The following is a 12989-nucleotide window of genomic DNA, read 5'->3' as shown; positions in this document are numbered from 1 at the left end:
GGACGGCATCCCCGCTTGAGAATGCCGCCCTCGTCGCATCAGCCATGCAGCTTCTGTGCGGTCTCCGCGATCACGCGTCCCTGGTAGCGTGCGCCGGCGAGCTCGTTCTCGCTCGGCTGCCGGCTGCCGTCGCCGCCGGTGATCGTCGTTGCGCCATAGGGCGCGCCGCCGGTGACTTCGTCCAGCTTCATCTGGCCGGCAAAACCGTAATTGAGGCCGACCACCGTCATGCCGAAATGCAGGAGGTTGGTGATGATGGAGAACAGCGTGGTTTCCTGGCCGCCATGCTGGGTGGCGCTCGAAGTGAAGGCGCCGCCGACCTTGCCGTGCAGCGCGCCCTTGGCCCACAGGCCACCGGCCTGGTCCAGAAAATTCGCCATCTGCGAGGCCATTCGGCCGAAGCGCGTGCCGGTGCCGACGATGATCGCATCGTAATTGGCAAGATCGTCGATCTTGGCGACGGGAGCTGCCTGATCGACCTTGTAATACGACGCCTTGGCGACATCAGCGGGCACCAGTTCGGGCACACGCTTGACGTCGACGGTGGCGCCGGCTTCGCGCGCGCCGTCGGCGACAGCGTTGGCCATGGTTTCGATGTGACCGTAGGCGGAGTAGTAGAGCACGAGTACTTTGGCCATGATGGCTTCCTTTGAGGTTGGGGATGAAGAGATCGTCATGGCCGGGCTTGACCCGGCCATCCATCAATTTCGAAAGGAGTCTTCCGAAGAGGGATGGATGCCCGGGCCAAGCCCGGGCATGACGAGTTGTGTGTTTGGCAATCAGGCCGCGTCGACCAGCACCAGCTCGGTATCCTCCAGCGCCGTGATCGTCAGCTTCGTCTCGTCGCTGATCGCGACACCGTCGCGGGCATTGGCGAAAACGCCGTTGACCTCGACACTGCCGACGGCCGGCACCAGATAGAGATTTCGCGCCTTCGCCGGCTCATACTCCGCGCTTTCACCGGCCTTTAGCGTAGTGGCGAGCACCCGCGCATCGGCCCGGATCGGCAGCGCATCGTTGTCGGCCTTGAAGCCGCTGGCGATGGTGACGAACTTTCCGGAGCGGTCCGCCTTGGGAAACGGTTTGGCACCCCAGGTCGGCGCGCCGCCCTGCGTGGTCGGCACGATCCAGATCTGGAAGATCTTGGTCTTGCCCGGCTCCAGATTGTATTCGGAGTGGCGGATGCCGCTGCCGGCGCTCATCACCTGCACGTCGCCCGCTTCCGTGCGGCCCTTGTTGCCAAGGGAGTCCTGGTGCGTGATCGCGCCTTCGCGGACATAGGTGATGATCTCCATGTTGGCGTGGGGATGGGCGGGAAAGCCGGTGTTCGGCGCGATCTCGTCATCGTTCCACACCCGCAAGGCGCCATGGCCCATGTTGTTGGGGTCATAGTGGCTGCCGAACGAGAAGTGATGCTTGGCCTTCAGCCAGCCGTGATCGGCGCCGCCGAGGCTCTCGAATGTTCTGACGTCAATCATGTGATGTCTCCTTTGATTTTTCAATTGAGAGAGAAGGAAGGTGCCGGACTCACAAGGTCCCGGCATCTCCAGGGTTGTTTCGGATCAGGCGTTGAATCCGCCATCGACGTTGAGCACCGTACCGGTGACGAACGAAGCCTGCGGGCTCGTCAGGAACACGACGCCGGCCGCCACTTCCTCGGGCCTGCCGAAGCGTTGCAGCGCGTGCTGCTTGCGTTGGGCTTCCGCAAACTCGCGATCATCGTCCGGGTTCATCTCGGTGTTGATCGAGCCCGGCTGCAACACGTTCACGGTGATGCCGCGCGGTCCCAGATCGCGTGCCGCGCCCTTCGTGTAGCCGACGACCGCCGCCTTGGTGGCGACGTAGTCGGCGAGACCGGGGAATGCGGCGCGGTCCGCGAGCATGGAGCCGACGGTGACGATGCGGCCACCTTCACCCATCAGCCTGGAGGCGGCGCGGATCGCGCTGATGACGCCGTGGACGTTGATGTCATCCTGCCGATCCAGAGCCGCGATATCCGCCGCGGGATCGTTGACCTGACCGCCGGCCGCGACGCCGGCATTGTTGACGAGGATGTCGAGCCGCCCGAAGTCCTTTGCGACATCATTGACGAGCTTTTCGACGTCCGCAGACGAGGCCTGGTCGGCCTTGTAGGCGCGGGCTTGCACGCCCTTCGCCTTGAGGTCGGCGACGACGGCTTCCGCCTTGTCGGGGGAGGCGACATAGCTGATGGCGACACTGGCGCCTTCGTCTGCGAGAGCGCGGGCGCTGGCCGCGCCGATGCCGCGCGAACCGCCGGTGACGAGGGCGACTTTTCCTGAGAGCTTCTTGGTCATGGAATTTCTCCAACCGCTTGAATTCGATGGAGGTTGGATATGCTTTCCGCTGTGGTATAGAAATAGAAACTATTGAAACACATTGTTTCCAAAAGAGAGATAGGCGGATGTCCAAACTCCCCGACTTCGAGGCGCTGGCGATTTTCGCAAAAGTCGTGGAATTACGGTCGTTTGCGGCCGCCTCGACCGAGCTCGCGCTGTCCAAGGCAACCGTTTCCAAGGCGGTCAGCCGGCTGGAGGAACGGCTGGGCGCCCGGCTGTTCAACCGCACCTCCCGGCGGCTCGCGCTGACCGACGCCGGCCAAAAGCTCGCCGAGCGCGCCGCGCGCCTGTTGTCCGACGGCGAGGCCGCCGAGAACGAGGCGCTGGCGCAATCGACGACGCCACGCGGTTTGGTGCGGCTCGCGGTGCCGATGACGTTCGGCGTGCGGGTGGTCGCGCCGCTGCTACCGGAGTTCCTTGCAAAATATCCCGAAGTCTCGATCGACCTGCATCTGAGCGACGCCATGGTCGACCTGATCGGCGAGGGCTTTGACGCGGGCCTGCGCATCGCGCGGCTGCCGGATTCCTCGCTGATCGCACGCCGGCTCTGCGCAATGCCGCGCTACACCGTCGCCGCGCCCTCCTATCTGAAGCGCCATGGCCGGCCGACGCATCCGATGCATCTCGCCGAGCACAAATGCTTCGGTTACGCCTACCTCTCGACGCAAAACGTCTGGCACTACACCAATGCGTCCGGCGAACAGGCCAGTGTCCGCCCGGGCGGCCAGTTGCGCGTCAACAACGGCGAAGCCGTCTTGCCGGCGCTGATTGCCGGCCTCGGCATCGCCGACCTGCCGGAGTTCATCGTCGGCGACGCCGTCCGCGCCGGCGAAGTGGAGGTGATCCTCAAAGGCTGGCATCAGCCGGAAGGCGCGGTGCATCTCGTCACCCCGCCCGGCGGCCCGCGCCCCGCCCGCGTCGAGGTGCTGGCGGAATTCTTGGCGGCGCATTTTGCCAAGGGGAAGAAGCGGGGCTCGTAGACCGCTCGCCCGTCTCCATCCGTCGTCATGGCCGGGCTTGACCCGGCCATCCACGTCTTTCTTGCTTTCGTTCTTTGCTGCGGCCAAGACGTGGATGCCCGGGACAAGCCCGGGCATGACGGTATTCGTGGCGATAGCGCGCGCTCGGCTGCGCCTTCGTCGTCGGTCGCCGCATCAATCATCCAGCTTGTTGAGGTCACGCACCGACTGCATGATCGGCTCAAAGTTCTGCCGCGCATCCAGCGCGTCGAACAATTGCGCGGTGTCCTCCAAGAGGCCATGCGAGCGCTGGATCGCGGTCCGCACGTCTTCCTGCGGCGTATCCGACAACCGTCCGTGGCCGGACAGCAGGATCTTCGAGTTCAGCCCCTTCAGCCGCTCCAGCGACTGGATGTAGTCGGCGATACTGCCGGAGCCGAACACGCCGCCCATCACGCCGCCCGGCATCAAGGTGTCGGCCGCGAACAGCAATCCCTTGTCCTGGTCGAACAGCGTGACGCAGGCCGAGGTGTGCCCCGGCGTATACATCACGTTGAGGCGGAAATTGCCGAGGTCGATCAAATTGCCTTCTTCCAGCCAGATGTCGATGTCGATCGGCACGTTCGGCTCGTTGAACATCTTGCGCAGCATCGAAAAGTCGTCGCGCAGCATGATCTTGTTGGCGGCAAGCCGATGCGCGGCGATGTAGCTGATGCCGTGAAAATGGTAGGCGGCGCCGATGTGATCGAGATGCTCGTGGCTCAGCACCACCATGTCGATCATGTCAGGCGTGACGTCGATATGGGCAAGACAGGTGACGAGATGCGGATAGTTGGTGGACAGGCCGACGTCGATCATGATCGTGCGTCTGGAGCCCCGCACCAGATAGGCGTTGGCCGCGCGGTTCTTGAAGCGGATCTGGTAGACGTCCGGGGCTGCCTCGATCAGCGTGGCGGCCTCGCTGTCGAGCAGCGTCTTGAACGGAGAAGGCCTGCGGTCGCTCATCAATTGGCCGCCGCCCGAAAGGTCCGGTCGTTGGAGACGCGCAGCCGTTTCGACAGCGCGTCCATGATCATCAGCGCAAAGGCCGGCTGCTGGCTGACGAGGTAGACGAAGCGGGCGTGATTGATCTTCATCACGCGGGTGTTTGGCGTGGCCGCAATTGCGGTCGCCGAGCGCGAGGAGCCGTCGATCACGGCCATCTCGCCGAAGAACTCGCCCTTGCCGAGCGTGACGATCACCGTCTTGGCCTGGCCTTTCACCTTGGCGATCTCGACCTCGCCGTCGAGCACGACATACAGTTCGCGGTCCGTCGAGCCTTCCTCGAAAATGACGTCATCGACGCCAAATTCCTTGATGCATTTTTCGATTGCCATCGTGCCGCCGCCTTCTGGCTTGGTGCCCCTCGATTATGATGCGATCGCATCATGGTCCCGGATCACGCTCGGCTTGCATGTTAATCCCGAAACGGACCGGCGCAAACGGAGCGGGCGAAAGGGTTTTTCCGCAAAGCAGCAAGGGCCGGTGTCCGGCACCGCCGCACAACGCCATCATCCCGGCCCAAATCCGCCCCGGAAAAGTTCCTAAAATTTCGGTAACGCGGTGGGTGGTAACGAATTGGCAAGTTTTGAAAGTTACCAAATGGTCAATCTATTCTGGAGAATTTGCCGTGAGCGAACAAAAGCCGGAACCCGTCAGCTCCGAAACCAATGCCGCGCCGGCATCGGAGGCAGCTTCAGGACCGGTTCAGTCCGCACCCGACGTCGAATCTCCCGGCATTGCGCCCGAGCAGGAAGACACTGCGCCCGAGGCTGACGCGGCTAAGGCTGACCCGGCCAAGGCTGATGCGCCCAAGGTCGAACCGACGTTCGAGGCGAAGGCCGAGGTGAAGGCGGAGCCGCCTAAGGTCGAAGCGAAAAAAGCCGAGCCGCCGCGCATCCCCGGCAATGTCACGATCATGTCACCTGGCGACCGCACGGGCGCTGGCGCCAAGGCCGAGGCCGCGCAGGGCGGCAAGCGCCGCGTCTCCGCGATGGCGGCGGTGGCTGCGCTGGCGCTGATCGCCGGAGCCGTCGGCGGTGCGTTGGCGACCGCCGGCATCGGACAACTTTCCGCCAATGATGCCGCCTCCGTCCGCAATGTCGGCCTGGAAGCCTCCGTGGCGCGGCTCGACGCCGATATTCTGGCGCTGAAGGCCAATGTCGAGCAGAACGCCAAACTCGCGAACGGCCAGCTCAACAGGACCAGCGACCGCCTCGACAAGGTCGAGAAGGCGCAAGGCGAGCCGGCAGCAAAGCTTGCGAAGCTGAGCGACGCCGTCGAAAAGCTCCGCAAGGAGCAAGCCGCTCAAGCTGCGGCCGCAGCAGCCGCGCCGGTTGCAGCCGCAGCTCCTGCCGCGCCGAAGGACGTCACCGGTTCCATCGCGCCGCCCGCAACTACGCCGGCCCACGCACCCGCCGCTACCGCTAAGGCCGAAGTCGGCCGCCTGCCGACGGTGGAAGGCTGGGTGCTGCGCGACGTCGGCAGGGGCGTTGCGCTGATCGAGAGCCGCCGCGGCATCTACGAGGTCTATGCCGGCGATCCCGTACCCGGCCTCGGCCGCGTCGACGCCATCCGCAAGCAGGACGGCCGCTGGGTCGTCGTCACCTCCAAGGGCCTGATCGTCGCGCGCTGACGAAAAATCCCGGCAAGCTAAAAGCGAAATCAAGGCGCTTCACCACGGCGTGAGGCGCCTTTTTACTTGAATAAGGCCGCGCCGCGCGGTGTTGTTGAGGCATGATCCGCGCGTTGCGACGTCTCGTTCCCGTATGCCTGCTGCTGGTGAGCGGCATTTGCGCATACGCGGCGGAAAAGCCGCCGCTGGAACGCGGAGCGGCGATATCGGATCCTCTCGCGCTGCGCGAGCTCGATCGCGGCAGGTTCGGCCTCGGCCGCATGCTCGTGCCGGCGCGCTCCGCCGATCTTCCGCTCACCGATGCCCAGCTCTTCGCGTTGCCGTCGATGATTCCGGTGAGGCAAGCGATCGATGGCGAGTTCGATCGCTACATCGAACGGCACAAGGCCGCTCTTCCGAAAGAAAGCATCGGCGTCGGCGAGGGTTTTGATTTCCAGCTATTCGACCGCGCGCAGCTTTACTCGCCCGATACGCGCTTCGTGCTGGCCGGCATCGTCAACCGGATGGACCGCGCCTATGTGGCCCCGGAGAATTGCGGCGAGATCCGGCTGATCTACCGGCTGACGCGCACTGCCACCTTCGAAGACAACGCGCCGCGCCTGCCGATGACGTTCAACATCGTGCTGAGGGCGAAAGGTGACTATCCGAACGATCGCGACGGCCAGCCCATCACCTGCGCCGAGATCGCACGCCGCTGGCTGGCATTATCGGACGAGTCTTCAACCGGCGCCGAGCTCGCAAAAAAACTGCTGGCGAAGAACGGACCGCTCGATCTGGTCGGATATGAAAGCATCGACCGGATCGAGACCAATTTGCAGATCGCGCATGCGCCGAAATCGGCGGTGCGCGATTTCCGCACCGATTATCTCTTGAAGGTGTTTCGCTACAACGCATCGGCAAAGCGCTTTGAGGAAGCGCCGCTGGAAAACCAGATCGACCGCGAGCGGATCCTTGCGGACGAAAATCTCAGGCGCGACTTCAAGGCGTGGCTGCTCGATCCCGGACATTTTGCAGAGCTCGATCGCGGCACGCTGCTCATTCCCGAACAATTTTTGGCCAGGAGCGCGATCGCGCCGACGCCGGTGGGATTTGCGCCGTCAGATATGCAAGCCGCCTTTGGCATGACGGCAGGTGAGGGCGGCAGCCCCGTGTTTTCCGAGGCCGACGTCGTCGGCGCCTTGCAGCAGGCGGCACACAGCGGCGCCTCGCTGCAAAATATCCGCTCGCCCGGCGGCTTCGAGCGGCGCCTGAACGACATCACCTGCTCGGGCTGTCACCAGACCCGCGGCATCGGCGGCTTTCATTTTCCGGGCGTCGACTGGATGGCGGCAAAGCCTTCGAACTCCACCGTGGTGCCGGCCTCGCCGCATTTCTTCGGCGACCAGGACCGCCGCCGCGATATCCTTGCGGCGCTACGGGACGGCAAGGCGCCGGATTTCTCCCGCGGCTTTTCCAGCCGGCCGCAATTGCGCGGCAGCACCGAGCTGGCGGGCACCGAATACAGCGACGGCTGGGGCGCGCATTGCTACCGGCAACTGAGCAAGGGCGCCAACGACGCCAGCTTCCGCTCATGGACTTGCGCGAAAGGCCTCGCCTGCCAGACGGCCGGCGAAAACCGCATCGGCATGTGCTTCGTGAAAACCCGGTGAATCGTCATCGTTCGGTGCTAGACTGCCGCTGGCGTCGACGGCAGGCAATGAACCCCGGGGTTGGACGATGAGCTCTTCCGATCAGGAGAAGGAACGCAATCGCGAGATCGCCCGGAACACGGCCGCAAGGGAGGCCGTCAGCGCCGTCCGCGTCAGCACCTGGGCCATCGCCGTCACCGTCATCGCCGGCGTGATCGCGCTCGGCATCGCCTGGGCGTGGTTCAATCGCTGAACTCTCGTGTCCCGGACGCCGTGCAGCGTGCAACGCTGCTCCGCAGAGCCGGGGAGCGCCGGCTAACTATTTAGCGTAATGCGTCAGCCGTTTGCCCGGCAACAGTTCGTAGGCCGGCTTCCACCCCGGTAGCGCCGCGATCCGCGCCAGCCAGGCAGCGATCGCCGGATGGCTCGTCGCAAAGTCGTAACCGTGCTCATCGGCGGGATAATGCAGATAGGCCATCATCGAGATATCTGCCACGCTCGGCCGCGCGCCGATCGCAAACGCGTTCTGCTGTAGATGCTGTTCCAATATGCGGAGGAAATCGTCCACCCGCCAACGCAGGAATTTCAGCACCTGCGGATCGCCCGACGGCGTGAAGGTGCGCATGAAGCGGTAGGTCGCCATGTAGCCGGTGAGCTTGTGGTTGTCCCAGAACAGCCAGCGCAGCAGTTCGAATTTTTCTTCCGCGGTCTCGTCGCCGAACTTTCCATATTGCTCGGCAAGCTGCAGCAGGATCGGCGCGGTCTGTGTCAGCTTCTTTCCGTCCACCTCCAGCACCGGAATCTCGCCCATCGGATTGACGTCGCGCCGCCATTGCTCGGTGCGGGTGACGCCGCCGCCGAAATCGGTCCAGACGCCCTCAAACGTTTGGCCGCACAGCGTCAGCATCAGCGCAAGCTTGTAGCTGTTGCCGGACTCCGGAAAATAATGCAGTCGATATTTCGGCATGCTGTTGCGGCTCAGGCCACCGCACCCGACGCGCGCAGCTTGCTGATCGCCGCCTCGTCATAGCCCGCGTTGCGCAAAATCTCATCGGAGTGTTCGCCGACGCCGGGCGGCTTGCGGGGCTGCACCTTCTTGCTGCCGTCGACCCAGATCGGGCTACTGATCGTCAGCATGGTGTCGTTCTCGAACGGCACCAGCACCTCGTTGTCGATCATCTGCTGGTCGTTCGGAATGTCGTCGAGGATGCCGACCACGCCGAACACCAGCCCGCTGCCGTCGAGGATCTTTCGCCACTCCGCGAGAGTCCGTGTGGCAAACACTTTGTCAAAAATCTTCACCAGCTCGGTCGAGCGCGCATGCCGGTCCTTCTTGGTGGCAAAGCGCGCGTCGGCGATCAGGTCCTCGCGGCCGAGGCATTTCGCCAGCGCCGGCCACTGGCGGTCCTCGTTCAGCAACGACAGGATGATCCAGCGGCCGTCCTTGCACTGATAGTGATTGGTCACCGCATTGAGCGCCTCTTCGCGCGGCCGCCGACGTTCGAATTTGGCGCCGACCAGCTTTGCCTGCGCCAGCACGGACGCCGCCCAGATGCCGTTGGCCATCAGGTTGGACGAGACATGCGAACCCTTGCCGGTACGCTCGCGCTTGTAGAGCGCGGTGACGATCGCGCTGTAAAACGCCATCGCGCAGGGGTGGTCGCCCATGCCGGCCACCGAGCGCGCGGGCGTGGTGTCTTCCGTCGCTCGCACCAGGTCCATCAGGCCCGAGCGCGCCCAATAGGCGTTGCTGTCAAAGCCCGGCTTGTTGGCTTCCTCGCCCTTTTCGCCATAGCCGGTGAAGGAGGCATAGATCAGCCGCTCGTTATGCGGGGCGAGGTGCTCATGGGTGATGCCGAGCCGCTCGCGCACCTGCGGCGGATAGTTGGTGATGAACACGTCGGCCTGCGCCGCCAGCTTGTGCAGCACCGCCTGTCCCTCCGGCTTCGAGAGGTCGAGCGCCAGGCTCTTCTTGTTGCGCGCTTCCAGCAGCCAGGCGAAATTATGCTCGCTGTGCGGATAGCCCGGCAGGTTCGGCAAATTGCGATAGGGATCGCCCGCGCCGGGCGGCTCGATCTTGATCACGTCGGCGCCGAAATCCGACAGCACGGTAGCAGCCGCGGGCGCCGCGATGAAGCTCGCGCAATCCAGAACCTTCAGCCCTTCGAAGATGCCCTTTTCTTCCATATCGACGTCGCTCCCGGTGCGCCTGTTGGTCTTGTTCGTGCGGCAGAATTGCACTTTTCGGAAACCATTTGACCCGTCTCGGGCGCATGGTGCAACGGCACTTTCTCATCACTCCCCGCCCGCCAGCAGCGCCGCGTTCCCGCCTGCGGCGGCCGTGTTCACCGTCACCGTCTGCTCCGTCGCGAACCGCGCTAGGTAATGCGGCCCGCCGGCTTTGGGGCCGGTGCCGGAGAGGCCAAAGCCGCCGAACGGCTGCACGCCGACGACGGCGCCGATCATGTTGCGGTTGACGTAGATGTTGCCGACCTGAAGACGATCGATAATGTCCTCGATCGTGTCGTCGATGCGCGAATGAATGCCGAGCGTCAGCCCGTAGCCGCTGCTCTCGATCGACCGCAGCACGCGATCGAGCCCATCCGCACGGTAGCGCACCACATGCAGCACCGGGCCGAACACTTCTTCCGTTAACTGCGCGGCATCGGACAGTTCAAAAATATGCGGCGCGACGAAGTTCCCCACCGGCGCTTCGCCCGCATAGTGCACGCGCGCCTCCTGCTTCATCCGGGCGATATGTGCCTCCAGCTTCTGCTTTGCATCCGTGTCGATCACCGGCCCGACATGCGTGGCAGGGTCGCCGGGATCGCCGAGCCGCAGCTCGCGCGCCGCGCCCGCGATCATTTCGATCATGCGGTCGGCGACGTCATCCTGCACCAGCAGCAGCCGGAGCGCCGAGCAGCGCTGGCCGGCGGAGCGGAACGCGGAAGTAACGACGTCGTCGGCGACCTGTTCGGGCAACGCGGTGGCATCGACGATCATGGCATTGATGCCGCCGGTCTCCGCGATCAGCGGCACGATCGGTCCATCCTTGGCGGCCAGCGTCCGGTTGATCGCGCGCGCCACCTCGGTGGAGCCGGTGAAGACCACGCCGGCGATGTCGCGATGCGCCGTGAGCACTGCGCCGATGCGTCCGTCGCCTTGCACCAGATGCAGCGCCGACGCAGGCACGCCGGCCTCATGCAGCAGTTTCACGGCTTCCGCCGCGATCAGCGGCGTCTGCTCCGCGGGCTTTGCCACCACGGCATTGCCGGCCATCAGCGCCGCCGTCACCTGTCCCAAAAAAATCGCCAGCGGAAAATTCCACGGCGAGATCGCCACGAATACCCCGCGGCCGCGCAAGCGCAGCAGGTTGCTTTCGCCGGTCGGCCCCGGCATCTCCTCGCGATCGCCGAACAATTTGCGGCCTTGCGCGGCATAGTAGCGGCAGAAATCCACCGCCTCGCGCACCTCCGACAGCGCATCGTCGAGCGTCTTGCCACCCTCGCGCTGTAGCAGCGCGATGAAATGCGCTCGCCGCTGCTCCAGCAGGTCGGCAGCCCGTTCCAGCATATGCGCGCGCTCGTTCGCCGGCGTCCTGCTCCAGCGCAAAAATCCCTGGCGCGCCGACGCGACCGCCGCATTCGCCTGCTCCGGCGTTGCATCGGCGATACTGGCTGGCGTCACCTGCTCCGCCGCGATTGCCGTGACCAGTGCCGACAGCGCCGCCCGCTCACCGAACTCAATTCCACGCGAATTGACGCGCTGCGCCCCGTAGAGATCGCGCGGCAACGGAATGTTCGGATGCCGCGCGTTTTCTGCCGCGCCAATAATGTCCGCCGGCCGCTTCAACAGCGCCGCCGCCGGCACGCCTTCATCGGCAGCCTGTGCCGCGAAGGAAGAATTGGCGCCGTTCTCCAGCAGCCGCCGCACCAGATAGGCGAGCAAATCGCGATGGCTGCCGACCGGCGCATAGGTGCGGCAGGCCAATTCCGGACGATCCTCGCGCAATTGCGCATACAGCGCCTCACCCATGCCGTGCAGCCGCTGGAACTCATATCCGCCGCCGTCGCCGCACAGTTCCAGAATGCTCGCAACTGTCAGGGCATTATGCGTGGCAAATTGCGGAAAGATGCGCGGCCGAAGCGCCAGCAGCTTTTGCGCACAGGCGACGTAGTTCAAATCCGTCGTCGCCTTGCGCGAGAACACCGGATAGCCGTCGAGCCCGCGCTCCTGCGCGCGCTTGATCTCGGTGTCCCAATAGGCGCCCTTGACGAGCCGCAGCATCATCTTGCAGTTTTGCCGGCGCGCAAGCTCGTCGACATAGTCGATCACATCGCTCGCCCGCTTCTGGTAGGCCTGGACCGCCAGCCCGAAACCGTCCCAGCCTGCGAGCGAGGTATCGGAAAACGCCGCCGCGATCACATCGAGCGAAAGCTCCAGCCGGTCCGCTTCCTCGGCATCGACAGTGAAATTGAGGTCATACGCCTGCGCCCGCTGCGCCAGCGCGAGCAGTTGCGGCACCAGCTCCGCCATCACGCGGCCGCGGCTGACCGCCTCGAAGCGCGGATGCAGCGCCGACAGCTTCACGGAAATGCCGGGACGGTCGGGCAGGGGATTGTTGTCGGCGGCGCGGCCGATCGCCTCGATCGCGCGGGCGTAGGAATCGAAATAGCGTCTTGCATCGTCTGCGGTGCGCGCGCCTTCCCCTAGCATGTCGAAGGAATAGCGCTGGTGATGTCTCGCTTGCGGCCTTGCCCGCTCCAGCGCGGCCTCGATCGTCTCGCCCAGCACAAAGTGACTGCCCATCAGCCGCATCGCCTGCCGCGTCGCGGCGCGCACCGCGGGTGCGCCGAGCCGCTTTGTCAGCCGCCCGATCGTGCCCTGCGGCGTCTCGCCCGGCTGGATCACGCGCGCGGAAACGCCGAGCGCCCAGGCCGATGCATTGACCAGGAACGCGCTGGATTTTGTCTCATGATGCACGAAGTCGCCGTGGCCGAGCCGATCCTCGATGAAGCTGTCGGCGGTGCGGGCGTCGGGCACCCGCAGCAGCGCTTCGGCCAGCACCATCAGCGCGAGGCCCTCTTTGGTCGAGAGCGCGAACTCGCGCAGCATGTCTTCGACGCCGCCGAGCGGATCGTCGTTGGCCCGGATCGATTCGATCAGCCGCGCCGCCGTACGGTCGATACGCGCCTCCTGCGCCGCGGTCAGTCTGGCTGTGGCGAGCAACCGGGCGGCAAAGGCAGCATCGTCGGGCGCATAGGGCGCGCTGAACGGCGGGGGCAGGTCGGGCATGGCGATTCCTCAGCAGATATCCCTATCTATTCTCCTCGAATCCGCAGTTCGATAGACAAATTTATCATTTTGCCTT

Annotated in this window: 12 protein-coding genes; 4 read left to right on the top strand and 8 right to left on the bottom strand. The window is 64.6% G+C overall.

Features of this window, described 5'->3' with window-relative positions; all coding sequences use genetic code 11:
* Positions 1-38: 38 nt before the first annotated feature.
* The 3 genes from wrbA to JQ628_RS06955 all read right to left on the bottom strand — a co-directional run bounded on the left by wrbA (position 39) and on the right by JQ628_RS06955 (position 2315).
* Positions 39-638 (bottom strand): NAD(P)H:quinone oxidoreductase, encoded by a 600-nt coding sequence (gene wrbA, locus JQ628_RS06965; RefSeq protein ID WP_212221257.1) that lies wholly within the window; start codon positions 636-638, stop codon positions 39-41.
* A gap of 141 nt (positions 639-779) precedes the next feature.
* The gene (locus JQ628_RS06960; RefSeq protein ID WP_212221255.1) at positions 780-1478 is read right to left on the bottom strand and encodes a pirin family protein; all 699 of its coding nucleotides are present in this window, start codon (positions 1476-1478) and stop codon (positions 780-782) included.
* 84 nt (positions 1479-1562) lie between these two features.
* Positions 1563-2315 (bottom strand): SDR family NAD(P)-dependent oxidoreductase, encoded by a 753-nt coding sequence (locus tag JQ628_RS06955; RefSeq protein ID WP_212221253.1) that lies wholly within the window; start codon positions 2313-2315, stop codon positions 1563-1565.
* Between the two features lie 107 nt (positions 2316-2422).
* Here JQ628_RS06955 and JQ628_RS06950 point away from each other — a divergent pair, with 107 nt between their 5' ends.
* Positions 2423-3337 carry a LysR family transcriptional regulator gene (locus JQ628_RS06950; protein WP_212221251.1) on the top strand — a complete coding sequence of 305 codons (915 nt, stop codon included), beginning with the start codon at positions 2423-2425 and terminating at the stop codon, positions 3335-3337.
* Between the two features lie 174 nt (positions 3338-3511).
* On the opposite strand, the gene JQ628_RS06945 is transcribed toward JQ628_RS06950, so the two are convergent.
* The gene (locus tag JQ628_RS06945; RefSeq protein ID WP_212221250.1) at positions 3512-4321 is read right to left on the bottom strand and encodes an MBL fold metallo-hydrolase; all 810 of its coding nucleotides are present in this window, start codon (positions 4319-4321) and stop codon (positions 3512-3514) included.
* Positions 4321-4692 (bottom strand): Crp/Fnr family transcriptional regulator, encoded by a 372-nt coding sequence (locus JQ628_RS06940; protein ID WP_212221248.1) that lies wholly within the window; start codon positions 4690-4692, stop codon positions 4321-4323. The genes JQ628_RS06945 and JQ628_RS06940 overlap by 1 nt, the downstream gene beginning before the upstream one ends.
* A gap of 293 nt (positions 4693-4985) precedes the next feature.
* On the opposite strand from JQ628_RS06940, the gene JQ628_RS06935 reads away from it, so the two are divergent.
* The 3 genes from JQ628_RS06935 (at position 4986) to JQ628_RS06925 (ending at position 7871) form a co-directional block, all read left to right on the top strand.
* Positions 4986-5990 (top strand): hypothetical protein, encoded by a 1005-nt coding sequence (locus JQ628_RS06935; protein ID WP_212221247.1) that lies wholly within the window; start codon positions 4986-4988, stop codon positions 5988-5990.
* A 101-nt stretch (positions 5991-6091) separates the two neighbouring features.
* Positions 6092-7639 (top strand): hypothetical protein, encoded by a 1548-nt coding sequence (locus JQ628_RS06930; protein WP_212221245.1) that lies wholly within the window; start codon positions 6092-6094, stop codon positions 7637-7639.
* 67 nt (positions 7640-7706) lie between these two features.
* Positions 7707-7871, top strand: a complete 165-nt coding sequence (locus tag JQ628_RS06925) for a hypothetical protein (RefSeq protein WP_212221243.1) — start codon at positions 7707-7709, stop codon at positions 7869-7871.
* 66 nt (positions 7872-7937) lie between these two features.
* On the opposite strand, the gene JQ628_RS06920 is transcribed toward JQ628_RS06925, so the two are convergent.
* From JQ628_RS06920 to putA, 3 genes are all read right to left on the bottom strand, one after another.
* The gene (locus JQ628_RS06920) at positions 7938-8585 is read right to left on the bottom strand and encodes a glutathione S-transferase family protein (protein WP_212221241.1); all 648 of its coding nucleotides are present in this window, start codon (positions 8583-8585) and stop codon (positions 7938-7940) included.
* Positions 8586-8596: 11 nt separating this feature from the next.
* On the bottom strand, positions 8597-9805 hold the full coding sequence (locus JQ628_RS06915; RefSeq protein ID WP_212221239.1) for a CaiB/BaiF CoA transferase family protein: 1209 nt from the start codon (positions 9803-9805) through the stop codon (positions 8597-8599).
* A 108-nt stretch (positions 9806-9913) separates the two neighbouring features.
* Positions 9914-12913, bottom strand: a complete 3000-nt coding sequence (putA, locus tag JQ628_RS06910) for a bifunctional proline dehydrogenase/L-glutamate gamma-semialdehyde dehydrogenase PutA (RefSeq protein ID WP_212221236.1) — start codon at positions 12911-12913, stop codon at positions 9914-9916.
* Positions 12914-12989 lie beyond the last annotated feature (76 nt).

Source organism: Bradyrhizobium lablabi, from assembly GCF_018129385.1.
Classification (GTDB): domain Bacteria; phylum Pseudomonadota; class Alphaproteobacteria; order Rhizobiales; family Xanthobacteraceae; genus Bradyrhizobium; species Bradyrhizobium lablabi_C.
The sequence above is the reverse complement of the archived record's forward strand: the minus strand, read 5'-3'. Positions and strand labels throughout refer to the sequence as shown.

Bases quoted from the DNA above. Each gene is read 5' to 3' on its own strand.
- JQ628_RS06930 (WP_212221245.1), top strand. From the start codon at position 6,092: ATGATCCGCGCGTTGCGACGTCTCGTTCCCGTATGCCTGCTGCTGGTG.
- putA (WP_212221236.1), bottom strand. From the start codon at position 12,913: ATGCCCGACCTGCCCCCGCCGTTCAGCGCGCCCTATGCGCCCGACGAT.
- JQ628_RS06920 (WP_212221241.1), bottom strand. From the start codon at position 8,585: ATGCCGAAATATCGACTGCATTATTTTCCGGAGTCCGGCAACAGCTAC.
- JQ628_RS06955 (WP_212221253.1), bottom strand. From the start codon at position 2,315: ATGACCAAGAAGCTCTCAGGAAAAGTCGCCCTCGTCACCGGCGGTTCG.
- JQ628_RS06945 (WP_212221250.1), bottom strand. From the start codon at position 4,321: ATGAGCGACCGCAGGCCTTCTCCGTTCAAGACGCTGCTCGACAGCGAG.
- JQ628_RS06925 (WP_212221243.1), top strand. From the start codon at position 7,707: ATGAGCTCTTCCGATCAGGAGAAGGAACGCAATCGCGAGATCGCCCGG.
- wrbA (WP_212221257.1), bottom strand. From the start codon at position 638: ATGGCCAAAGTACTCGTGCTCTACTACTCCGCCTACGGTCACATCGAA.
- JQ628_RS06940 (WP_212221248.1), bottom strand. From the start codon at position 4,692: ATGGCAATCGAAAAATGCATCAAGGAATTTGGCGTCGATGACGTCATT.
- JQ628_RS06960 (WP_212221255.1), bottom strand. From the start codon at position 1,478: ATGATTGACGTCAGAACATTCGAGAGCCTCGGCGGCGCCGATCACGGC.
- JQ628_RS06950 (WP_212221251.1), top strand. From the start codon at position 2,423: ATGTCCAAACTCCCCGACTTCGAGGCGCTGGCGATTTTCGCAAAAGTC.
- JQ628_RS06915 (WP_212221239.1), bottom strand. From the start codon at position 9,805: ATGGAAGAAAAGGGCATCTTCGAAGGGCTGAAGGTTCTGGATTGCGCG.